8 protein-coding genes and 1 pseudogene are annotated in these 25,366 nt (G+C 48.7%); 3 read left to right on the top strand and 6 right to left on the bottom strand.

What is annotated here, in order from left to right:
* Positions 1 to 69: 69 nt before the first annotated feature.
* Positions 70 to 1,545: a tetratricopeptide repeat protein gene (locus RYC18_RS22015; protein ID WP_316886841.1), complete on the bottom strand. Its 1,476-nt coding sequence runs from the start codon at positions 1,543 to 1,545 to the stop codon at positions 70 to 72.
* Positions 1,546 to 1,941: 396 nt separating this feature from the next.
* On the opposite strand from RYC18_RS22015, the gene RYC18_RS22020 reads away from it, so the two are divergent.
* The 3 genes and pseudogenes from RYC18_RS22020 to RYC18_RS26585 all read left to right on the top strand — a co-directional run.
* Positions 1,942 to 15,021 carry a calcium-binding protein gene (locus RYC18_RS22020; RefSeq protein WP_316886843.1) on the top strand — a complete coding sequence of 4,360 codons (13,080 nt, stop codon included), beginning with the start codon at positions 1,942 to 1,944 and terminating at the stop codon, positions 15,019 to 15,021.
* Positions 15,022 to 15,430: 409 nt separating this feature from the next.
* Positions 15,431 to 16,581, top strand: a protein-coding gene (locus RYC18_RS22025) for an IS3 family transposase (protein ID WP_316886844.1) whose coding sequence is annotated in 2 segments (ribosomal slippage) — positions 15,431 to 15,665 and positions 15,665 to 16,581 — 1,152 coding nt in all. Because the reading frame shifts where the segments join, the coding sequence is not laid out codon by codon here.
* Between the two features lie 1,794 nt (positions 16,582 to 18,375).
* A pseudogene (locus tag RYC18_RS26585) lies at positions 18,376 to 18,540 on the top strand (DUF4427 domain-containing protein); the annotation flags it as partial.
* A gap of 140 nt (positions 18,541 to 18,680) precedes the next feature.
* Here the strand turns inward: RYC18_RS26585 and RYC18_RS22030 are convergent.
* The 5 genes from RYC18_RS22030 to RYC18_RS22050 all read right to left on the bottom strand — a co-directional run bounded on the left by RYC18_RS22030 (position 18,681) and on the right by RYC18_RS22050 (position 24,917).
* Positions 18,681 to 20,111, bottom strand: a complete 1,431-nt coding sequence (locus RYC18_RS22030; RefSeq protein ID WP_122385181.1) for a hypothetical protein — start codon at positions 20,109 to 20,111, stop codon at positions 18,681 to 18,683.
* On the bottom strand, positions 20,104 to 20,655 hold the full coding sequence (locus RYC18_RS22035) for a hypothetical protein (protein WP_316886845.1): 552 nt from the start codon (positions 20,653 to 20,655) through the stop codon (positions 20,104 to 20,106). Before RYC18_RS22035 ends, RYC18_RS22030 begins: the two co-directional genes overlap by 8 nt.
* Positions 20,636 to 22,786: a hypothetical protein gene (locus RYC18_RS22040; protein ID WP_316886846.1), complete on the bottom strand. Its 2,151-nt coding sequence runs from the start codon at positions 22,784 to 22,786 to the stop codon at positions 20,636 to 20,638. The genes RYC18_RS22035 and RYC18_RS22040 overlap by 20 nt, the downstream gene beginning before the upstream one ends.
* Positions 22,787 to 22,795: 9 nt before the next feature.
* Positions 22,796 to 23,671: a hypothetical protein gene (locus tag RYC18_RS22045; protein ID WP_316886847.1), complete on the bottom strand. Its 876-nt coding sequence runs from the start codon at positions 23,669 to 23,671 to the stop codon at positions 22,796 to 22,798.
* Positions 23,672 to 23,864: 193 nt separating this feature from the next.
* Positions 23,865 to 24,917, bottom strand: coding sequence for a hypothetical protein (locus RYC18_RS22050; protein WP_316886848.1), 1,053 nt, complete (start codon positions 24,915 to 24,917; stop codon positions 23,865 to 23,867).
* Positions 24,918 to 25,366: the final 449 nt, after the last annotated feature.

Below are 25,366 nucleotides of genomic sequence, written 5' to 3' on the forward strand. Positions count from 1 at the left end.
TTGGTTCTCTCGGTCATAAGCTAAAAGCAATGCGCCATTCAGCAGTCGTGTGAATGGCTACGCCCGCCATTAATTATATTTCTCGATTACATCTAGTCCTTTTAGGTTTATTTTAAAAGCGAGATTTTTCGCGCTCTCGATTTCACTGCTGCTCATGTTGCTTGATAATTTTTCCAGATGTTCATTTATGTAGGATCTTTCGGGATGCTTAAAAAGCACGCTTCGTAGTAAAGCGTAGCTAATGACAGCACTTCTTTGTACGCCATGCCCTTTCTCATAAGCAAAACCTAAATATTCAAACGCAAAACCTGTGTTGTCTTTGTCGCTAGATGCCAATTTATACAATGAAATTGCGCGCTGATAGTCTTGTTCAACGCCTAGCCCATTTTCATAGAATAATCCCAGCTGGGCCTGAGCTTCACTTGCACCCATATTTGCAAGTTGTTCCAGCAAGGCAGCAGATTGCACGTAGTCTTGCGGTGCTCCTCGACCATCCTTAAGCATCATTGCCAAACGGTACATTCCCATTGGAGACCTATGTGCTGCCGCCTTTCGGTAAAGTGCGATTGCAATTTTTTCGTCTTTTTTCACTCCGTTTCCGGTTTCATAAAGATCTCCTAAGGCTGCTTGAGCAAAATCTATGTCTTGATTGGCTGCTTCGGTGAACCAACTCGCAGCTTCTTCAGGATCTTTATTGACACCCATTCCTTCTAAGTAAAAAAATCCTATTTTAAAGCTTGCATAACCCCCTGCTTGTTTCGCCGCTCGTCTATACCACTGAAGAGACAACTTATAGTCGGGTTCAGTACCTATCCCTACTTCGTATATTTGCCCTAACATAAATTGAGCGTCTGCAATACCTTGCTCAGCACTCATTGTATACCAGCGTATGGCTTCGGACGGGTTTTTGGCTACACCGAGTCCTTTGCTGTACGCATATCCAAGATTTAACTGAGCACCAGCATTTTTTTGTTCTGCGGCTAAACGAAATAGCTCGAATGCTTTAATTGTGTTCTTGATTACTCCAGTTCCCGTAGCATATTTAATTCCAAGCTCATTTTGCGCTCGTGCATCGTTCTTTTCGGCAGCTTGTTCCAGCAGTGCTAAAGCTTTCTTCGGGTCTTTCTGTACTCCAATACCTTTGTCGTACAGTATGGATAATGCGTGCATCGCCTCAGGTACACCCCCATCTGCTGCTTTCTTGTATTGTTTAGCAGCCTCGATATAGTCTTGTTTGATCCCCAAACCTTTTTCGTAAAAAAATCCTAGCTCACCTTCTGAAAATAAATCTCCTCGTTTAGCAGCTAAGGCATAAAGGCGAAATGCCTCGTCGTAATTTTGAGGAGTTCCTTCACCTGCGAGGTAAAGACCTGCGAGATATCGGGCTGCCACTGCCGAACCATTTTTTACTTCCGGAGTTAAAAAGGTAATCGCTACTGCGTAGTCTTTTTTTTCAATTGCTTGAATTGCGTCATTTAACGATGCGCGAGCGCACACAGAGATGGAGAGGGTTGATAATGCCACCAAGTATAATAATCGTTTCACAGTTTTGGATCTCTGTAAGGTGTCTTAGGCCAATGATAGAGAGCGATTTTAGCTGAACAAAGCGATAGTAACATTTCAAAATTTTCTCTGCTATCTGGTTTTAGACGGTGTTAACGCCCTATGGTCGTCGCAGCTATATGGATAGAATATCGAAGAAACTAGACTGATAGGAATAGCTAATTGCCATTACTGGGTGTTTATATATTATTATAGGCCCGTGATCTCGTCCGTTGTGAGAAAGGTTTAGTGGGCATCCAATGGTTAACTCTCCAAAGGACTATCTATTCCCCAGATGCTTCACACGTCTCAAAGCTATAAATAAATTACGTTGGCTAAAAATTCAAAATTTGTAGCTCTCATATTTTGGGCGCTGCTTTATCTATTGCAGGGGTAGGTATGTCGGGTCGTCCAGGTTATTCAGTCGGTGCAAAAGTATCTTACAGTGAGAGCACAGGAATCACTATACATGGGGAGGCATCAGACGGCCATGGGATCGGAATTCAGACAGAAACCAGGCCGTTTGATGGGGCTGGCACTTCTGTAAAGTTAATGTTCCCAGCTGGGAAAGACACCAGCGTGGGGTTAGGTGTCGATAAATCCGGAAATCCTGATTCGGTATCAGTTAAGACTCCCAATGGGCAGTTAGACCTAACTAGGTTCAAAGACGACGGCGGTGGCGTCGGTTTTGGTATAGGATATCAAGACGCTAAGACGGGGGTTAAACAGCAGCTTAATTTAGAACCGGATGGCAATGGGAACTATAATGTAGATTTCCCAAATGGTGATGGGTCGACGACTTCTGGAAAGTTTTTTAAAAGCGAAGATGGTTACGGTTTTGGGGGGAGTTTTACCGATGGGAAAGGCTTTACATTTAATCTTGATACAAAAGGAGGGAGCTTTAAGTTCGATAAGTCAACGACAGATGGCCAAGATGGCAATACAAAAACAGAGTCTGGAAGTTTTGAGTTTGGTATTCAGGATGGTTTTTTCAAGCTTGGCGGGCAGTACGATGGCGAGGGTGGGGGAACTTCTCAAAGTATTGAAGATATAATGTACCCGTTGCACATTTTTCCAGATGGTTTCTTTGAAAAAGTCCCTGACGGTCAGGTCGAAAAGATCGAAGACTCTTTTGGAGATGCTGAGACAACCGCTAGCCCCCTGATATTAGATCTGGATGGTGATGGAGTTGAGACGCTTTCTACCGATGCTGGAGTTCACTTTGATCACGATGGTAATGGATTCTTAGAAAGCACGGGATGGGTTGGCGTAGATGACGGCCTATTGGTTTATGATAGAAATCGCGATGGGAAGATTGATTCTGGCTCTGAGCTTTTTGGAAATAAGACGAGCATTTCAGTAGATAAGAAAGCCGCAAATGGATTTTTGGCATTATCTGAGTTTGATAGTAACAAAGATGGTGTTTTTGATTCTCATGATAATGCCTTTTCGGAGCTTAATGTATGGGTTGATAAGAACTCTGACGGTGTGGTTAGTGAGGGCGAGCTATTAACTCTTACTCAAGCAAAAGTTGCCTCAATCAACTTGTCTTACTCCGATTCTAGTAAGCCAGACGCTAGCGGAAATGCACCTCAGAGTATGCTTGATTCTAATGGTAATGATCATCGTCAATTAGGAAGTTATACTCGAATTGACGGTTCTGTTGCTGCAATAGAAGATGTCTGGTTTGATGTTAATGCTACAGATACTGCCGATAATTTTAGTGTTGAAGTCCCGCGTGAAATAGTATCTTTACCTAACGTTGATGGTTTCGGGAATGTCAATGATCTGCAGCAGGCAATGGGGCGTGACAAAATCCTTGTTACTTTGGTCGAGTCGTTCAGAAATGAGCAAGATACATCTGTTAGGCAGAAGCTGATTCTAGATATTATATATCATTGGGCTGGTGTCCAGGATCTCGATCCTGCAAGCCGCGGAAGTATGATTGGCGATGCACGTAAGCTTTTTGCTTTAGAGGCTTTTTTAGGGGAAAAATACTTTACCAGTGGAGGCTCCCCCGACCCAATGGGGCCAGTGGCAGTGTCGAAGCTGAACGAAGCATTTGACAGTTTAGCTACTGCTGTTTACGGCAAAATAATGCTACAAACTCATTTGGCATCATTACTTGACGGACTGGACGGAACCTATACTGAAGATGGAGTTCAATGGAATGTTTCATCTGTTGTTGTTAAGCTTAAAACTCAATTTGATGTGGATCACGAGAAAGGTCAGCTACTTATCGCAGAGCTTTCTAATGCATTGATTGGTTCTGGTGACTTTGGTCAAATTTTATTAAAAGAGCTTAGGGACTCCGGGAAAGAGGGTGGGGATGGTTTTTTAAATTTGCTCTCTATTATTGGGGTCGGAAACTTCGGTGGCTTTGGCAATGATTTTTTGAATGGGACTTTATCTGATGATCATCTCATGGGCATGTCAGGTAATGACAATATTTTTGGTGGTGAAGGAGATGATGATTTATATGGTGGCTTGGGTGATGACTATCTCTTAGGTGGTAGTGGCTCAGATACCTATCATTTTAATGTTGGGGACGGTAAAGATACAATTATTAATATGGATTCCGATCCTGTAGGTGAGAGGCTAGATAGGATTCTATTTGGTGCCGGAATTTCACAAGGCGATATTCTGGTTAAACGTAGCGACTACGATCTAATTCTTTTTGTAAAGAGTGCGCAAGATAGAATCACAGTTCAGGGTTATTTTAATGATCTAGCGCCAGATGGTATCAACTACTCATTAGATAGAATTCAGTTTGAGGACGGGAGTTTTTGGACGGCTGAACAAGTTCGTTCCATGTCTGGGCAAACCACCGAAGGTAACGACCAACTCTGGGGGGATATTGGCGACAACGTAATCAGTGGGGGGATGGGGGATGATTTACTTTATGGTCTCGCCGGAGACGACATTCTGAAAGGGGATGCGGGCAACGACTTTCTGTATGGCGCTAAGGGGACGGACTCCTTGTCGGGTGGCGGTGGTCAGGACAACCTTTCTGGCGGCGCCGGAGCCGATTTTCTCGCGGGTGGCGACGGAAACGACTATTTGTCTGGCGATGCCGGCGATGACGTACTCGACGGCGGCGCAGGCAATGATACGCTTTCAGGCGGTGAAGATTCGGACACTTACCGTTTCAGTCGTGGTTGGGGTCAGGACACGATCGGCAACTATGACGCCGGCACCAACAAGTCTGATGCCATTGAGTTTGCATCTGACATCTTGCCTGGCGATATCGTCATTACCCGTTCCGCCGATGATTTGGTTCTTGCGCTGAACGGAAGCACCGACAAAATAACCGTCTCTAGTTATTTTATTAGTGATGGTGATAGTGCTTACAAGCTTGAGGAGATTCGTTTTGCCGATGGTACGAACTGGTCGCTGGATCAGGTCAAGTCGATGGCATTGCTGTCGACCGAGGGCAACGACTCCATTCGGGGCTATGCCACGGATGACACCCTGAGTGGCGGTCTCGGTGACGACTTGCTGTATGGCTTTGCGGGTAACGACATCCTGAAGGGGGACGCTGGTAACGACATTCTCTATGGCGCTGAGGGGGTTGACTCCCTGTCGGGTGGCGATGGTCAGGACAACCTGTATGGCGGCGCCGGGGCCGATTTGCTGGCGGGCGATAGTGGAAACGACTACTTGTCTGGCGATGCCGGGGCCGATTTGCTGGCGGGCGGTAGTGGAAACGACTACCTGTATGGCGATGCCGGCGATGACGTACTGGACGGCGGTGCGGGCAATGACGCGCTTTCGGGCGGTGAAGGGGCGGACACTTACCGCTTCAGTCGTGGCTGGGGCCAGGACACGATCAGCAACTACGACCCTAGTACCAACAAGTCGGATGCCATTGAGTTTGCATCCGATATTCTGCCTAGCGATATCGTCATCACTCGCTCCTACGATGACCTGGTTCTGACCCTTCGGGGTACCACTGATCAAATCAGCGTATCGAATTATTTTGGCTCTGATGGTTTGAGTGCTTATCAGCTGGAAACGATCAGGTTTGCCGATGGCACGAGCTGGTCGCTGGATCAGGTCAAGTCGATGGCATTGCTGTCGACCGAGGGTAACGATTCCATTCGGGGCTATGCCACGGATGACACCTTGAGTGGCGGTATTGGTGACGACTCGTTGTATGGTCAGGCCGGTAACGATGTCCTGAAGGGGGACGCTGGTAACGACATTCTCTATGGCGCTGACGGGGCTGACTCCCTGTCGGGTGGCGATGGCCAGGACAACCTGTATGGCGGCGCCGGGGCCGATTTGCTGGCGGGCGGCAGCGGAAACGACTACCTGTCTGGCGATGCCGGCGATGACGTACTGGAAGGCGGTGCGGGCAATGACGCGCTTTCGGGCGGTGAAGGGTCGGACACTTACCGCTTCAGTCGTGGCTGGGGCCAGGACACGATCAGCAACTACGACCCTAGTACCAACAAGTCGGATGCCATTGAGTTTGCATCCGATATTCTGCCTAGCGATATCGTCATCACTCGCTCCTACGATGACCTGGTTCTGACCCTTCGGGGTACCACTGATCAAATCAGCGTATCGAGTTATTTTGGCTCTGATGGTTTGAGTGCTTATCAGCTGGAAGCGATCAGGTTTGCCGATGGCACGAGCTGGTCGTTGGATGAGGTCAAAACCATGGCGGCCTTCAAAAGTACTGAAGGCAACGATGTACTGACGGGTTACGCATCTGACGACAGCGTCAGTGGCGGCTTGGGTAACGACACGATTTACGGCCGTGCCGGGGATGATACGCTGTCAGGCGAGGCCGGTAACGACACCTTGTACGGTGAGGATGGTAACGATCTTCTCAACGGTGGTGCAGACGCCGATTTGCTCTATGGCGGCAATGGCAATGACACTCTGGATGGCGGTAGCGGCAACGATACGCTTGATGGTGGTATGGGCTCTGATACCTATGTGTTACGCAAAGGATCGGGCCAGGATCAGATTAATAACTATACCTCGGACGATAAGACAGCCCAGAAAATCGATAAGGTCAAACTGGACGGTTTGAATCCGACCGATATCACGGTGCACAGAGAATATAACGATCTGGTTATTCAGATAAAATCGACGGGTGATTCGATCCGCGTCAATTCCCACTTCAACCAAGATGGTGACAGCGTCTACGCAGTGGATCAGCTTCAGTTTGCGGATAGTACTGTCTGGGATGGTGCGAAACTGAAAACGGAAGTGCTGAAGACGACTGGCGACAACGATACGATCATTGGTTATCAGACTGCCGACCAACTGTTTGGTCTCGCTGGGAATGACACGCTCAGTGGTCGTGGTGGCGATGATTTTCTGGATGGTGGTGCTGGCAAGGATACCCTCAACGGAGAAGAGGGCAGCGACACTCTTCTGGGCGGCGCCGACAACGACACACTGAGCGGCGGAGAGGGTAACGATCTCCTCGACGGTGGAACGGGCAATGACTCGTTAGCAGGTGGGCTTGGATCGGATACCTATGTTTTCCGTCGCGGATCGGGCCAAGATACGATTTATAATTCAGTCTCCAACGAGGCCAATACTGACATACAGGACGTTATTGTTCTTGAAGGTCTCAAGCCCGAAGATGTCGTGATGCGGCGCGAGTCCGATGACTTGATCATTCAAATCAAAGACACGAATGACTCTGTTCGTGTAAGCGGGCACTTCAGCTCGTACGTCGCATATAACTACGCAATCGATCAGGTAAAATTCGCAGATGGATCTGTTTGGGACACCTCCTTCATCAAGTCTGCATTGCTGACAGGTAACGCGGGTGATGACAACATCACCGGCTATGAGACTGCAGATATGCTGAAGGGGCTCCGTGGTAACGACACGCTTAGTGGTCGGGCTGGCGACGATGTTCTGGACGGCGGAGATGGCCGAGACACTTTGAATGGGGAGGATGGCAACGACACTCTGCTTGGCGGCGCTGGTAACGACATGCTTTCTGGTGGCAATGATGACGATGTCATGGATGGCGGTTCAGGAAACGACACATTGAGTGGCGGCGGTGGGTCGGACACCTATATCTTCCGCAAAGGTTCCGGTCAGGACACCGTCTTGAATTACGCCTATCTGGACGCAACTCAGAATAAACTCGATGTCGTGAAACTGGAGGGGCTGAATGCATCTCAAGTCAGTATCCGGCGTGAGGGAGACGATCTCATTGTCCAGATCACTGATACTGGTGAAACCCTTCGTGTCTCGTCACATTTCAGCAGCGACGCCTATGCCATCGATCAAGTGCAGTTCAGTGACGGCACTTTCTGGGATAAGACCCAAATTACTGCAGCCTTGCTGGTGGGTACTGCTGGGGATGACAGCATTACTGGCTATGTCACTGAAGACAGGCTGAGCGGATTGGCAGGTCACGATACACTTAGTGGGCGTGCTGGCAACGACACTCTGGATGGCGGAGAGGGCAATGATATCCTTTACGGAGAGGATGGCAACGACACTCTGCGGGGTGGAAAAGGCAACGATACTCTGAGTGGTGGTGATGGTAATGACATCCTTGACGGCGGCGTCGGCACAGATTCGCTTGCCGGAGGCAAGGGATCTGATATCTACACTTTCCGTAAAGGCTACGGTCAAGACACAATCAATAACTCTGCTTACAACGACACGACTGAAAACAAGCTGGATGTTATTCGTCTTGAAGGCTTGAACGTCTCAGATGTGGTTATTAAGCGCGATTCAGACGATCTTCTGATTCAGATTAAAGAGTCTGGTGAAACTTTACGTGTCACCTCTCATTTTAGTGCCAGCACGATTTACGGTTATGCAATTGATCAATTGCAATTTGCCGACGGAACGATTCTGGACAATGCACAAATCAGAGCTGCATTGCTTCTGGGAACTGACGCTGACGATGTTATGACGGGGTACAGTACAGATGATGTAATTGCCGGTGATGGCGGCAACGATACCCTTAGTGGTGGTTCCGGAAGTGATAGGATCGAGGGGGGAGATGGCAAGGATAATCTCTCTGGAGATGACGGCGATGACCTTCTCTTGGGCGGTTCGGGCGACGATTCGCTTTCTGGTGGGGATGCCAATGACACGCTTAAAGGTGGGGCTGACAACGACTCTCTTAGTGGCGGTTACGGCGATGATTTTCTAGATGGTGGCTCAGGCAATGATACGCTATACGGTGGGTATGGCTCGGATGTATACGTCTTTGGCCACGGCTCTGGCCAAGACACGATCAACAATTCGGCCTATAATGACACGAGCGTCAATAAGCTTGATGTAGTGCGGCTTGAAGGGCTGAATCAGGCTGACGTTTCCCTACGTCGTGATTCAGACGATCTGGTTATCCAGATCCGCGACTCGGGAGAGACACTGCGCGTTGCCTCGTATTTTAGCTCCAGCGCCATTTACGGTTATGCGGTTGATCAATTGCTGTTCGCGGATGGATCAACGTTGAACGTTGATCAGCTCAGAGCGGCAATACTCAAAGGAACACAAGAGGATGACTCTCTTATTGCGTTCGAATCTGCAGATTTTCTCAACGGGCTTGGTGGGAATGACACCATCAGCGGTCGTGGCGGCGATGACGTTCTAGATGGAGGTGATGGTAAAGATACTCTCTCTGGTGAAGATGGTAATGACACGCTATTTGGCGATGCTGGCAATGACACTCTTAATGGCGGCTATGGCAATGATTCTCTTGATGGTGGCTTAGGCAACGACTCGCTAAATGGTGGTGTTGGTTCAGATATTTATGTGTTTCGTAAGGGCGCAGGCCAAGACACGATCAACAATTCAGCCTACAACGATACGACCGTAGGGAAGCTCGATGTCATTCGATTCGAGGGGCTCAACGCTGAAGATATTTCTATTCGCCGTGAGTCCGACGATTTGATTCTCCAGATCAAGGAGACTGGCGATACTCTTCGAGTCACCTCTCATTTTAGTGCCAGCGCTATTTCCGGATATGCCATCGATCAGTTGCAGTTTGCTGATGGAACGCTCATGGATAACTCGCAAATTAAACTGGCCCTGCTAGGTGGGACGGAGGATGACGATACCCTCGTCGGCTACGACACCGATGATGTGCTTAAAGGTTTAGCGGGCAATGACAACATTAGCGGTCGTGTAGGTGCCGATATTCTCGACGGTGGTGCCGGTAAGGACAACCTTTATGGTGATGAAGGTAATGACGTTTTGCGAGGGGAGGCGGATGACGACACGTTAAACGGTGGCATAGGAGATGACCTGCTGGATGGAGGTGCTGGCAATGATTCCTTAGCGGGCGGTTCCGGTTCGGATACCTATGTATTCCGTATGGGATCGGGCCAGGACACCATCAATAATTCAGTTTATAACGACACGACGGCTAATAAACTTGACGTTATCAAGCTGGATGGATTGAACCTCTCGGATATTTCGCTGCGGCGTGAGTCGGACGACTTGATCATCGAGATTAAGGAAACCGGTGAGATTCTGCGTGTGACTCAGCATTTTAACGCTAGCCTGATCTCCGGTTATGCGATTGATCAGCTTCAATTTAGTGATGGATCGTTTCTGACAACTGATCAGATCAGAACCGCGTTGCTAATTGGCACAGTAGGTGACGATATCATTTTCGGTTATGACTCGGCAGATGTTCTAAAGGGGGCTAGCGGTAATGACACCTTAAGCGGCCGAGCCGGAAATGATGCACTCCTCGGTGGCGAAGGCAAAGACACGCTTAATGGCGAAGACGGCAACGACATTCTTGACGGCGGTGCTGGGAACGACACTTTGAACGGTGGTTATGGGTCAGACACCTATGTTTTCCGAAGAGGATCTGGGCAAGACACCGTTAACAACTATGCCTATAACGATACGACGCCCAACAAGCTGGATGTCGTGAAACTGGAAGGGCTAAATCCAGCGGACGTCTTGCTGCGCAGGGAAGTAAATGATCTGATCATCCAGATCAAATCTACCGGCGAAACGCTTAAAGTGTCTTCGCATTTCAGCACAACATTGGGTTATACGATCGACCAGCTTCAGTTTGAAAATGGCACGATCTGGAACGCAACAGATATCAGTTCCAACCTAGCAGGGCAGACCTCGGTGGATCCGTTGAACCTTGCCGGCACAAGTGAGAACGATGTTCTTGCGGGCGGCGCAGGCAATGACACGCTGAGTGGCGCCGCCGGTGATGACGTGTTGGATGGCAGGACGGGGAATGATCGTTTGGACGGCGGTGCAGGAGATGACATCTACCTATTCGGTAAAGGCGCTGGTCAGGACACTATTTCATCCTACGAGGGGCGAGTGGGTAAGCTGGATACTGTAAGGCTGACAGCGTTGAATGCCTCTGACATCAGCTTGGTGCGCGACGCCAATGACCTTGTTATCAATATCAATGGCACAGCTGATAGCTTGCGCATCTCGAATCACTTTATTGGTGAAGCTACTTCGGGCTATCAAATTGACCGTATCCAGTTCGCTGACGGGACGTTCTGGGATCAAGCTACGGTCAAGTCAGAAGTCCTGCGTGGCACAGCGGCCGATCAGACCCTGGCTGGTTACCAAGCGGATGATCAAATCGATGCGGGAGCCGGTGACGATATCGTCAGTGGTGGGGCTGGTAACGATACGCTCAAAGGAGGTATCGGCTCCGACACGTTAAATGGCGAGGAAGGTAATGATGTTCTGCGAGGTGGTGCTGGAAACGACATATTAAGCGGCGGCGCCGGCGATGACACCCTTGATGGAGGCGATGGAAACGATCGTCTTGATGGCGGAGCAGGTAATGACAGCTATCTGTTCAGAAAAGGTGCTGGCCAGGACACGATCTATAACGCCTATGAAAACCGCGTCGGCAAGCTTGACAGGGTCAAGTTGACTGATCTCAACGCATCTGATGTCACGCTTTTCCAGGAAGGTGCAAATCTGGTTATTCGGATCAATGGTTCGACCGATAACCTCATAGTCATGAATCACTTCCTGAATGATGCAAACGGTGGATACCAGATTGACCGAATTCAGTTTGCGGATGGCAGCTTCTGGAATCAGTCTGTTATCAAGGCTCGGGTGCTTCAGGGAACGGACAGTGATCAGTCTCTGACAGGCTACAGCACAGACGATTTTATTGACGTCGGGGCTGGTGACGATACGGTTAGCGGCGGCGGAGGCAACGACACTCTATTGGGTGGTGCTGGCTCCGATAGGCTTAACGGTGATGACGGCAACGATCTTCTTCAAGGAGGCACCGGAAACGACATCCTGAGTGGTGGTATCGGCAACGACATCCTGGATGGTGGTGCAGGAAATGATCGCCTAGATGGTGGTGCGGGTGACGATACATATTTATTTGGCAAAGGCTCTGGCCAGGACACGATCTACTACGCCTATGAGGCACGTGCAGGCAAGGTCGATACCGTCAAGCTGACTGACTTGAAAGCTTCTGACATAACTATCTCTCGTGACGCTGATGATCTGATTATTCGCATTAACGATACTACCGACAGTATGCGGGTAATTGGTCACTTTGCTGGAGACGCAGCGACTGGTTATCAGATAGATCGTATTCAGTTCGCAGATGGGTCGTTCTGGGATCAATCGATCATCAAACTGCAGGTATTGAAGGGCTCCGACGCGGATCAAAGTCTGACGGGATACGCTAGCGACGACATAATCGACGCGGGTTCGGGTGATGACGCTGTGTCCGGTGGCGCGGGTAACGATACTCTGTCCGGCGGTAGTGGTTCAGATACGATCAACGGCGACGAGGGTGATGACAAGCTGAATGGCGGCGCTGGTAATGACACCCTTAATGGTGGCACTGGCGATGACATTCTCGACGGCAGCGCAGGTAATGACCTCCTCAATGGCGGCGCTGGAGATGACACCTACCTGTTCGGTAAGGGCTCTGGCCAAGATTCGATTTACTATGCCAATGAGTCGCGCCTAGGCAAACTCGATACTGTGAAACTACTCGGTCTGAACCCGAGTGATGTCACCATTTCCCGCGACGGGTACGACCTTATCCTAAAGGTGAATGGCACAACCGATAGCCTGCGTATCTATTACCATTTCATGGGCGATGCTACGTCTGGATACCAGATTGATCGTATTCAGTTTGCAGATGGCAGCTTTTGGGATCAGACATTCATCAAGACCGAAGTATTGCGTAGCACGGACGCTAATCAGTCATTGACTGGTTACGAAACGGACGACGTGATCAATGCCGGTGTGGGGGATGATTCGATCAGCGGCAGCGGTGGTAACGACACCCTGTCCGGTGAAGCGGGTGACGACACTGTCAGTGGTGGGACAGGTAACGACACTTTGATCGGCGGCAGTGGCGCGGACACTCTTAACGGTGATGATGGTGATGACCTTCTTCAAGGTGGGGTTGGCAATGACAGCCTCTATGGCGGGAATGGTAATGACGTTCTCGATGGTGGATCAGGTAATGACCTGTTGAATGGCGGGAATGGTGATGATACTTACCTGTTCGGCAAAGGCTCTGGTCAAGACCGTGTCTATTACGCAAACGAAACCCGTGCTGACAAGCTTGATACCGTGAAACTGATCGACCTGAACGCCGGCGACGTGAGTCTCTCACGCGATGGTTATGACCTGGTTATACGAGTCAACGGAACAACCGATAGCTTAAGGGTTGTTTACCACTTCATGGGCGATGCGACTGCTGGATATCAGATTGATCATATCCAGTTTGCTGATGGCAGTTTCTGGGATCAAACCGCAATCAAGACGCAGATCATGCAAGGCACTGCGGCGGATGAAACACTTTCAGGAACGTCGGCTGACGACACCATCGATGCGGGCGCAGGTGACGATACCGTCAATGGTATGGCTGGCAGCGACACGCTCTCTGGCGGTGCCGGTGCCGATACGCTAAATGGTAACGAAGGTAATGATGTTCTACAGGGTGGTGCAGACGACGACGTCCTCTACGGCGGGGATGGCAGTGATGTGCTTGATGGCGGGGCAGGTAATGATCGCCTGGACGGCGGAGCTGGAGATGACATCTATATATTTGGCAAAGGGGCTGGCCAGGACTCGATCTATTACGCCAATGAGACTAGGGCAGGCAAGATGGACACTGTCAAGCTGACTGACCTGAATGCCTCTGATGTCAGTGTTACTCGTGATGGTATGGATCTTTTTATCCGAGTCAACGGTACAACTGATAGCCTGCGAGTGATCTACCATTTCCTGGGAGATGCGACTGCCGGATATCAAATTGATCGTATTCAGTTCGCCGACGGTAGCTTCTTGGATCAAGCAGCGATCAAGTTCCAAGTACTGCAAGGTTCTGATGGAGATGACACTCTATCGGGCACCAGCAGCAACGATGTCATTGATGCCGGACTGGGGGACGATACCGTCAACGGAGGAGGCGGTGACGATACCCTCAAGGGTAACGATGGTTCGGATACTCTGAATGGAGGAGATGGAAATGATTTGCTGCAGGGTGGAGCTGGTAATGACGCCCTCAACGGGAATGATGGTAACGACGTTCTTGATGCTGGCGCTGGCAACGATGTGCTGAATGGTGGTAACGGCAACGATACCTACCTGTTCGGTAAAGGCTCTGGTCAGGATACTGTTAATAACGGTGGTGAGGTTCGCATTGGAAAAACTGACACCCTCAAACTCACCGATCTTAATGCTGCAGATGTGCAGGTCACACGTGAAAACAATGACCTTCTTATCCAGGTTATCGGTAGCTCCGACAGCTTGCGTGTGGCGTCGCACTTTGCCGGAGATGCTACGGCTGGATATGAGATTGATCGCATTCAATTCGCGGATGGTAGTGAGTGGAATCAAACCACAATTAAGTCGAATGTTATTCAAAGTACTGACTCGGATGATACCTTGCGTGGTTTTGCCACTGACGACGTGATCAGCGCGGGGCTGGGAGATGATGCTATTTATGGTGCTGATGGTAATGACACTCTCTCTGGCGGTGATGGTATCGATGCGCTGTATGGTGATGTAGGCAATGATCACCTATTGGGTGATGCCGGTAATGACACGCTTTATGGCGGTGCCGGTGATGACCTTCTTGATGGCGGAGCTGGCAACGATGCGCTAACGGGGAGCGAAGGCAGCGACACCTATGCGTTTGGCGTTGGTGGAGGGAAGGACTCGGTCAACAACTACGACGCAAGTACTAGTAACGACACCGTTCAGTTCGATGCCAGCGTCAGCCTTGAGGAGCTCTGGTTCCGTCGCAGTGGCAACGACCTGGAGGTTAGCATTGTCGATACGCCCGACAAGATTGTCGTCAATAACTGGTACTCCTCCAATGACTACCATGTGGATCAGTTCAAAACCTCCGATGGGAAAACCTTGTTAGACAGCCAGGTACAAAGCCTGGTCGATACCATGGCGTCCTTCGGCGTGAGTGCTGGCGCTGAAAGTAGTTTGACTCAATCGCAGCAGAATCAGTTGGATGCGGTTCTGGTCGCGAGTTGGAAGTAGTTTTGACGTAGATTCAAACTGTAAAAGGACGCCCCGGTTACCGGGGCGTTTTTATATCTGCTCTAGCTATGGAGCTTTAAGTGTTGCTAGTTTTCACTGTCGCCCATCCTGGGAAGGTGGTGGATTTGGCCTAACGTGTCTCCTCAACTGCTAAGAATGGCTGCCAGGGATGCGGCAGATCCGGTTACAGACGATCACCAGCATTGGCTAGGTCTTTTAAATATGTTCCCCAGATGCGGCGCGCACCATCTCAAACCCAGCCAACCGCCACCCGGCCATTAGCTAGCGGTCGTTGATTTTGCGCTCAAAGCTATAGAGCACCTCGTCTGGCCGAGCACTGAACGTCTGAATCGCCCCTGGTTTCTTAGACACCTCCAAGCCTCATAATGAGGCCCAAATAGGAGGTGCCATGAGTCGTCAGCGTTACCCCGAAGAATTCAAGATCGAGGCGGTCAAGCAAGTGACCGAAAAAGGCAAACCTGTCGCCGATGTCGCCCAGCGCCTGGGTATGTCCGTGCACAGCCTTTACGCCTGGATCAAGGTCTACAGCAAGCCCCAAGAGCAGCGTCAGCAAGACGACGATCAGCAGGCAGAACTGCGCAATCTACGCGCTGAACTTAAGCGCGTGACTGAAGAGCGAGACATCTTAAAAAAGGCCGCCGCGTACTTTGCCAAGGAGTGCGGCTGAAGTACGCCTTCATCAAGAAGCACTCGACTGATTACCCGGTGCGGCGCCTTTGCCAAACCCTCAAGGTGCACGCCAGCGGCTACTACGCTTGGCTGGCCGAGCCTCAATCTGCCCGAGCGAAAGAAGATCAACGTCTGCTTGGCTTGATCAAACACGCTTGGCTGGAAAGCGGAGGTGTATACGGCTACCGCAAAATTCACGATGACCTACGTGAGCTGGGAGAGGCATGCGGGCGAAATCGGGTCGGACGCTTGATGCAGGCGGAGGGGCTACGTTCGCAAACGGGCTATCGGCGGCGTCCAGGGTTTTACGGTGGAAAACCAACAGTGGCCTCGCCCAACCACCTCGCGCGGCAGTTCAAGGTCAGTGAGCCGAACAAGGTTTGGGTGACAGATATCACTTACATCCGCACCTATGAAGGATGGCTCTACCTGGCAGTAGTGCTGGATCTGTTCTCACGCCAAGTAATTGGTTGGTCAATGAAGCCAAGGATGTGCAGAGACCTGGCTATCGATGCGATGTTGATGGCTGTGTGGCGACGCAAACCACAGCAGCAAGTAATGATCCACTCAGACCAAGGCAGTCAGTTCAGTAGTTCAGACTGGCAAAGCTTCTTGAAGGCCAACAATGTAATCAGCAGCATGAGTGGGCGAGGAAACTGCCACGACAATGCCGTAGCCGAGAGCTTTTTCCAGCTTTTGAAGCGGGAGCGAATCCGACGAAAGATCTATACAACGCGTGAAGACGCTCGAAGTGATATTTTCGATTACATCGAAATGTTCTATAACCCTAAACGCCGGCACAGCAGTGCTATGCAGCTGTCTCCAGTAGAGTATGAGAAACGTTATTTCCTGAGCTTGGAGAGTGTCTAGGAAACCAGGGGCGATTCACCCCGACATTACTGGAATTACCTATCTGGACTTGGACAAGTTCGCTGCAGCTGCCGGACTCTCGGGGTACGACTGGTCTTACGGAATGAGGTTGATGGTGGATGGTGGTTTTTTGGGCTGTGACAACGGGAGGTATCAGCTTACCTGGGCAGGGCACGACTTGCTGGATCAACTGAGTAAATAAGCTGATTTTGTTCCCATAGCGATCAACCTCTGCAAAGGCGATATGGGATCAGACCCAGCTCTCAAGGCTGGGTTTTTTTATTGTCGTGTACTCATGCGGCTCGCATTTTGGCGCGAGCAACAATACCTAAAATTTTCATTGGCAGTACACATTCCGGAAAGACGCCGTCCTACCAGGCATCCAGGTACCTGGCTTAACATGCGCTCAGCGTGCGCTAGCCAGAGATCTGGACGCGCGTGAAGCTTTGGCCGAACCTAAATTGGTCGAGATAACCGCTGATCATGTGACAAATGTGTGTACGAAGCTCGCGAATAACAGGGCTGACTTCTCATCGACAATCGATCAGATGCGTAAGGGCCCACCGACGCGTGGAACGTCTAGAAAAAGCTACCCTGATAGCAGGGGGAATGCGCGGGATGTTTATGAACTGCTTATCTCGGCATTTGGGATGGATCCACCAAAGCTGCGGCTTACCCATGATGAGCTCCAAACGAGGGTCAACTCCTTAGCTGGAATCGACGTCGCTAGTGTATGGGAGTCTGTCCGCCATATATCGGACATTGCTAACAACATGAGCAAAGAGATAAAGCTAGATTTCGGAGGAGATCTACGTTGGGTCTCAATCCTCGACCCCTATCTGTTTTTCGCACTGCGTTGGGGTAAGTAGAACTTGGCGTGTGTTGCCATATCAGAGGTTTAAAATTTTCGGAAGAAGGTGTCTGCCTCCCTGCTAGCAAGGAGGCGGATCACCTTCTCGCTGCCAGTATCTTGATCCACCGCGCTAATATGGAATTGCGCAGGCAAGACCAAGTGCCCGAGAAAATAAAGCTCAGAGGAGATTCAAGATGCGCTCTGGGCAGTCTTTGTACAGATGCCGCAGGAGTGAGCCTGTTCACCCTCACATTCCCTCTGAGCACGGCGCTACGGGGTGGAATTAACTTGGTGACGGTCGAAGCAGGTCTTTTGGAGCGTCAAGGGGCCGACCCTGAGGGGCCGTCAAGGTGCGAACGATGATCTCTGTCTGAGAGGCAGTCGTGCAGAGTGGCGGTGGCATTACCCTGGGAGCTATCTCAAGTGTATATAGCGCATCGAGCTGGATGGGTTGGAAGGAAACCCTATCCCAAGCCTCAGGCTGTCGGAGAAAAAGTGGGCAGGGATAGGCGTGGTTGTTCCCGATCTCGCGACCGCGCGTAGTGTGCAGTACGACATCCTGACACTGATCAGCAGGGGAGTTGCGTCGGCTATTCACTTGATCACATCTTGGTCTGCGATCAGCTACCGGTAAGTCTTGATGGGCTCGATGAGGAAAGGTTGCAAGCGGCCTTCGCCAAGGTCTGCTTTGATTTCAAATCGTGCATGGAGATTCGGGCGCTGGAGGCGAGCTTGGCTAAGCTTGATTTTTAATCAAGGTTGCAGGTGCTGGAGTTGTCTATACCGCAAAAACCTGTTCATGAATCCGGGGGATGCTGGCTATGGTTGAGGATAGCAGCGGCCGATACGTACGATCCCTGGTCGCGATTGGGCGGTTCAAGGTGAATACCCTATGGCGTTATTTGGCCCCGTTGGTTTAGCTAAGTCCTTACCGCGATCTCCGGCAGCGTGAACAAATGGCCAAAGCGGTTTCCAGAAATCTGCAAGAGCGGTTTTTTGTTAGGAGCAGTTATTTTAGCGTGTTGGGCTCAATGTGCCCTGATGATGCTCCAAGTTACTCAGTCACGGTTTGGGGTAGGGTATTACAGTATGGATGCGTTCCATGAGCATGGTGAGGATGAGTGAAATGCATTCGGGATTGGTGGGCGACACCGAGTATGGGGAAACAGTGGCATGACAATTCCAGTTAGTAATCATAGGCGTGACAACCGCCGAGACTCATAATAGATTGAGCTGCTTGTAGCTATTAGCGATTTTTCAATTGTGATATAATCAGCTCTAGTTCACATACTCCTTTGGCAATATTCGGGTCACTGTACACGGCAGGATTCTGGGAAAGCTCAAGAATTGTGGTTTGAAGTTGAAGGATAAGAGCTTTTGTTTTCTGCGATGATTTTGTAGCGGAGCTAGCTATCGCGATTGCAAATGCTTCATCAAAATAATGTTTAAGAGACATTGGGTCGAGATGGCCAGTGAGTTTTGCTACCTTAGCCAAGATTCTTCTCTGAACGGCCTCCTGCCATAAGTCTTTTTGTGGCAAATCCCGTTGCAGTTCTCTTGCAATCTCATATGCAATCTGTGTAGTAATGAATCTGTGTCGAAACATAGATAAACACACCTGGACGTCTGCCAGGCCTGAGAGATCACATAGCCTTTTAAAATCTCGCGCTAGTGATCGAGTTTCGATTGGTGTCCCATCTTGCGCAAGCAAAAAAGAATTCGCCGCGCTGGACTCCAGATTTAAATATGCTAAAAAGTCACTCCGAGCTTTGAGGTATACGGAGACCTCGATTGCATCTTCCAAGGAAAGTGGGAATTCTCGTATAGGCCTCGGTAGTCGGCGTGTTTTAAGTGTGGGTATATACAATGTTCGGGTTTCAATAGGGCGCTGATTCAAGTCGAACGGAATATTGTTTAATTCATCGGGGCGAAGACCAGTCATTTTTGAGAGTTTAACCGTCGCTAGTCTGCGACTATATAAGTACTCATTTTTTGTAACATAGTCATTGTGCCTCGGAGCAGCGCTCACACCAAACGGATATCTAGGCTTTGTTTTTAGCATCAAAATCGTGTCACATATCTTTCCAATGAAATCGTCTGGCATAGGCTTTTTGTCACCCACTGGGGGACGTTCTGTAGGAATAGCGGGGTGACACAATATAGGCTGGCCACGCATGCTCACTTTCCATGTGATATTTACTTGTGCCCCGGTGCCTAGTTCGCCGATAATCTTAGGTTGCGATATGAGCCTATAGTGCATCTGGTACCAAATAAAGAAGTCTATTACTCTTCTGATTGTGTAGGCTACATGGTTGGGGCTGCGAGCGTCTGCGAGGGCGGAGTGCTTTAATTTCTTTTCTTCTAATAAATGCTTCGCAAAGTCCGAAAGGAAAATGTCATCAGCGGTGAGTAGGTCTGCGCCCCGGTTAAAGCAGTATCTGATGTAGTGGGTCATGTGGATTGCGAATGTTTCGGCTGAGCTACCAGTGGCCTTAGTACTTATCTGTTGCAGCCAGATGTTGACGAGAGTACATGGGGAACCGTTTGGCCAAAACATATACACTTGCTTTGAAAGCATTCTCTTTCTTACAGTCGGCGCCTGTTTGTTTCGAGAGTAAATCACGCTGCTTGGCATTTCGAGCTTCATGCCCGTGTGATACAGCTGAAAATCAGGCATTTCCTTTGCCCCCCTGTATTACGCTAAGGGATTTTGAAGATAATCTTGTGTTCGTTCCAATACCTTCAAATCTAAGGTTCGACTCAAATAAAAAATTAGCGATCTGAAGCTTAGTCGAGCTGTTCAGAGTAGTATCAGACTCCACCAAATTTTTGAAGAATCTGAAGATGTCAAGATAAGCATAGGTGGCTAATTGCGCTTGGTTATACGCTTCGTTTATTTTCATCTCAGCAGTTGGGCCTTTTTCAACGGCTTCTGATTCAGGTGGTTTATATGTGGAGTATATTTTTGATCGGAGGGACAGTAGATGCTCCCATAAATTTTCTGCTTCATAGCTACTGTCTGCGCATGTTTGCGTTAAGCAAAAGCTTTTAATGCTGTTGTAGCTGATTTTTTCAAAGTTGTCATGTACCTCTAGGGTGCAAAAAGTTTTCATGTCTACAAGCTTTTCTAGTTGGTACTGAGTTAGGGTGAGGTGTCCGTCCCATATTGACTTTAACCAGCTAAATCTTTTATTGATATTTTCAACGGTTGAATTTCTCATCTGCTGCCTCCCCATACTTTAACGCGATTTCGGTGTCAAAGACTTCTGAGTCGTAAGTCGTCAGTCTGATAGTATAGACAGAGATGAGCAGTCCGTCTGTTGCCAGCAGCGCTTGAAGAATTTGATCAAACTCATATTTGTTCCTTGACTTCAAGGACGTAATCTTCATGGTGGACAAAATTTGCTTATACAGTGCAACCAGTCCTTGGTTTTCGCTTTCGTTTACGTTCCCGATTTCTAGGTTGATGAGCTTGTCTTCAATATTTTCAATGTTGTATCTGATAATTTCTTCTTCAGGTACCTCGCCGCAGAGATAGTCATGAAGGTAGCGAGGGTCGTCGTGACCTGCATGATGTCGAATAGCATCATCGGTGTACACTTTGGCATGGTTGTACATGGTGAAAATAAAAAACTTTCTCATTTCATGGATTTTTATGTACCAGCGACGGCCATAGATATCTACGGGGATTTCAATGATGTCGCAAAAAGACCGCATAGCGTAGTCAATACGAGCGTCGATGCCTTTTCCACTCGGCTGATTGAACCCTTTAGAAGAAGGAAAATAAAAGAGGTGCTCGGAATGGGGGGACGTATCTTCATACACCTCCTTAAGCCCATTCCCTAACACGGCCAACAGCTGAGCCGCGACCGCTGCAATGTAGGGAATAGGACGGCGAATCGTGGGAGGAATAGGTACACGTCTCTTCAGTATGGGATGTGCGAGGAAGGCACCTTCATCATTGGTTTGGTAGCTAAGGGCGTCCCGTTGTATGTGAGCCAGTTCGTTAACTCTGATGGGCTTTGTAAAACCTATGACTATAGCGCATGCAGCAACGAAGCACTCCAATGCGACGGCAAACGTCATGTTCGTACTCGTGCTTTCGGCATGTGAATGGCTCGTGAGCTTAGTTATGTGCAGAGCCGCTGCAAGGGGCTGAGCAGGTAAGCCCTCAAAGGATTCGGTGCTGTATTGAGAAATAATGTCTTCAAAAATCTCTTGCCGCTGTCGGTAACGGTGGCTGCGCCCTTTCAGCTCCTCAGGAGGGATGTTTTTAAACGCCATGACAGTTGCGACTGTAGCTCCAACGATTGCTTTCCCATATACCATGATCCATTCTACCGCTTTGCCAAGCGCGTAAATGCCAATGGAGTATGGTATTTTTCTTGTATGCCCATCAATCCGGACGTCCTGCTTGTTCATATGTTCGGCAGGGTCGAATTTAAAACTCGGAATGGTGTCGGGCAGGTATGGGTTACCCTCCGATAGCAACTTCATGAGATTCAGGAACTGAATAAGAGATTTTCGTGTTATTCCACCATTTTGTTCATGATTGATAATAGCAGTTTTATGAGACTTGTATTGCGCCCTGGTCAGTACTCCCTGAACTAAAATCGGCTGTTGCAAAGATTCTTCAAATTGGCGAAGGAAAATTCGGACTGTATCGTGGTTAAAAGCTGACGCATGGGTATTGATCGCTTTTGCCAAATAGTCTCTAGATACCAATCCAGTTGTACCATTTCGGATATTGCCTTTTTTAACATAAAGGCAGTTTTCCTTGAGATGCTTGATTGTTTTTGAAATCTGTTGTTCTGTCAGTTTTTCTCCGTCATATTCCTCGTCAATTAATGTGCAGAAGTACTCGCTTAGGCGCGGGATGATCTGAAGAACCCCTGCCCAGCCACATTTTTTGTAGCTTTCAATAATGACTTCGCAGGCGTTTTCGTTTATAAGTTTAAATCCTTTTGATTGGGGCTGATAGCGCTCTTTGAAAAGGAACTGCCAGCTTGTAATATTAATAAAAAATCGCACGTATTTCGCCCAGGCTCGATGATCGACTTGCGGAGAAAGATAACCAGCACGAATGCAAAAGACATGTTTTTGAATTGTTGTCAAAATTAGTTTGTTAACGGTATCCGTAAGTAAAGTTCCATCGGGAAGAGGTTCTGCAAAACTAACAATGGCAGTTGATCGGTTAGGGCCGACGACTTCCCACTCCGACGACCCGATGCCACCTTTTTTCAACCAGGAGGCACGGTATTCGATAGTGGGTTCAAGATTTTGGCGAGCGCGCTCTATAAGCAATGATAATGTTGCTCTGTCGCTCATGGGGTTGGGGTTAAGTTTGGGCATTATTATCCCTCAGCTCACCATAGTATTGATTTTGTCGACCTGATTATCCAAGGTCGCTTTCACTTCAAGTGCTTCTAAATACACTGCTTGAAACTGCGGTATAGATAGTCCAGCAATGCTGGTCAAGACTGCTCCGGTCGCTTTCGGATCTTTGCTTATATCGTATGCGCAATGTAATAAGTGAGACAATGTGATAATCGAGTTTTCGTCGATTCCACTTGCATCGTCTACATAATATTTGATAGGAGAGTTCGCGCGCCTTTCAGCAAACAGAAAGATAGCAGCCAGAGATGTAACATCAAGCTTGAGTATTACATTGTGCTTGATTAGTTGATTGACTAAGTATTCGGCAGCGTCTTCGGTTAGCTCGCTGGCATAACGTTTCAGATCAACCGAGACTGGATCAGAGGCTAAATCGATTTCTGTCGCCTGTCTAATGATGAAGTCAAATAAGTCTTTGTCTGTCAGGAAGTCGGTAGCCGCCACATGCCAAGGGGTACCTTTAGTCGCCAAAACAATCAGTTTGGTCTGAAATGTCCGGAGAATACGGACGTTCCATCTTTGTTTTAACCACTTTGGTATGTATCTTACTATTATAACCGCGATCGAGTTGCCTAAGGTGTTAGCCGCTGCCTGATAAGTACCCTCTTTGAGAAAGCTAATCAAGGCTTGAGTACCTCGAATTCGCTTTAGCGTAAACACCTTCCGAGATACACCACCGGCGATAAGTTCATTCTCAATCACTTCATATAGGCAAATGCCGACCTTGGTGGTCAGGATTTGATCAAGGCTACTGCTCAATCCAACCCACTTATAGGAAGTCGTAAGAAACAATTTTCTGTAATTATTATCTCCTGACAGAATAAGTCTTATTCGGGCTTTCATTGTAGCCTTAACCAGCTCTGTGTAAATTTTAAAACTGCGCGGCGATAATGCGGAAACTTTCCTGGCCTTTGCCCGGGGCTTGCTAACGCCCCACTTCAAGCAACCGAGGTTACTGTCCCAGTGATGTAAGGGCTTATCGCCGTCGGACAGATAGGCCGCTGATCGTAGTGCGTGTGGATTAAATTTTGGGTTCTCAGCGGTTAAGATAGCCGCCGCTGCTCCGCAGTCCCGAGCAGAGACGTATCCTAAGAGGCGGATTAGCGTTTCGGTTATCTTCGCCAGGAGCAGCATAGCTGCCCGCAATTCTCCTGAGTTCCTGATCCATTCTAGCTCGCATATAGCTGTTGCCACAGAATGGCTTGAAAAATGGAATAGCCTTCATGGCAGTATATGAGATGGCTCTTAGCTCTCCTGTTCGGAGAAAAAAGTGCTCGATCATTGCCAAAAACCAAGCGGCGCCGTCTGGGCGGTAAGCATCAGCGATATACCGATGATTGACGTAAAAATTACCAGACGATAACACACGCTCAATCTCTTCTACGGGAATGGATTTTATTAGATCTTCACCAATACGCTGGCAGATAACCACCCTATCCCAATAGCTCTCGCACGCCGTCAGTATGGATTGAGTACGGTGCTCGACATCGCTTTGAAGCTTTGCAAGGAACTTATCTGTACTGACCGTTAGGCTCTTGTCAATTAAGTATGTTTTAGGCCAGAGGTGATTTGCGTCTTCAAGTGGCCACAACCGTTCTTCTACAGAGTCCAGAATTTCGGCACTTCTGTCATCGTCCGGAATTTGCGGCTGTTTAATGGTTGGAATTGTAGTGTCAAGTGGTATCACTTTTTGCTGTTTAAAGCTTTTGTATAGATATACTATTTGTCGCCACTCTGAACGGATAGTCTCCAAATCTTTATCACCCTCTTGAGTTGTCTTTTCAGGGTGTGATAGGTGATAAATGTAGTGCTCTTGTACAAATACTTTCCAATCCGGACTGCCCGAAGCCGGTATAGCCTTTCCCTCAGCTTTCGCGAAAATGAACATCCTCTTGAGTGCGTTTGCTCGTGAGGTACCAGTTAGTCGCGCATAACTTTGACAGGCTCGAACCGTTTCCGCACATACAACCTGAAGGCTTTCTATTGAGGCTAGTGGTGGCCTTGGCAACTCCATGTCCCGATACTTTTGCATGTTCTGCCAATCGAAGCGAAACAGGATGTGGTCAGGGAGTATCTTGAAGGAGATCATGGACTGAACCTCTATTTAGCTCATCTGATCATAGGCCAGCAAAATCTGGTGTCAAATTGTCGGTGTCAAAAAACTACGAAAAATTACATAAGTGGATGATTTGTTTATATTTAATATTTTATATTCAGATTGGTGTCCACAAAAACATTCGAGTTCATATTCCATTCCATAACAAGCAGTGAAGAAAGCGCGCACCTTAGCTCAGATGTTCGGGCAGGCACATAAAGAGACTTGCTCGGCAGGCATATATAGGAAAAGTCCTACAATAATTAGCGTATCGGAGTACGTAAAAGCCTACGTTGAACACAAGTGTGTTTAAACGTTAATGCTTATTTCGGTGTGTATTTGGTTATTGATGCACGGGGTGTTTATTACTTTATGGAATCATCATTCATGTGGGTTGATGATTTCCTACGAGACTGAACGTGAATTCACAAGCAGCGCGGTTT

Source organism: Pseudomonas syringae group sp. 247E2 (genome assembly GCF_032587795.1).
GTDB classification, from domain to species: Bacteria; Pseudomonadota; Gammaproteobacteria; order Pseudomonadales; family Pseudomonadaceae; genus Aquipseudomonas; species Aquipseudomonas amygdali.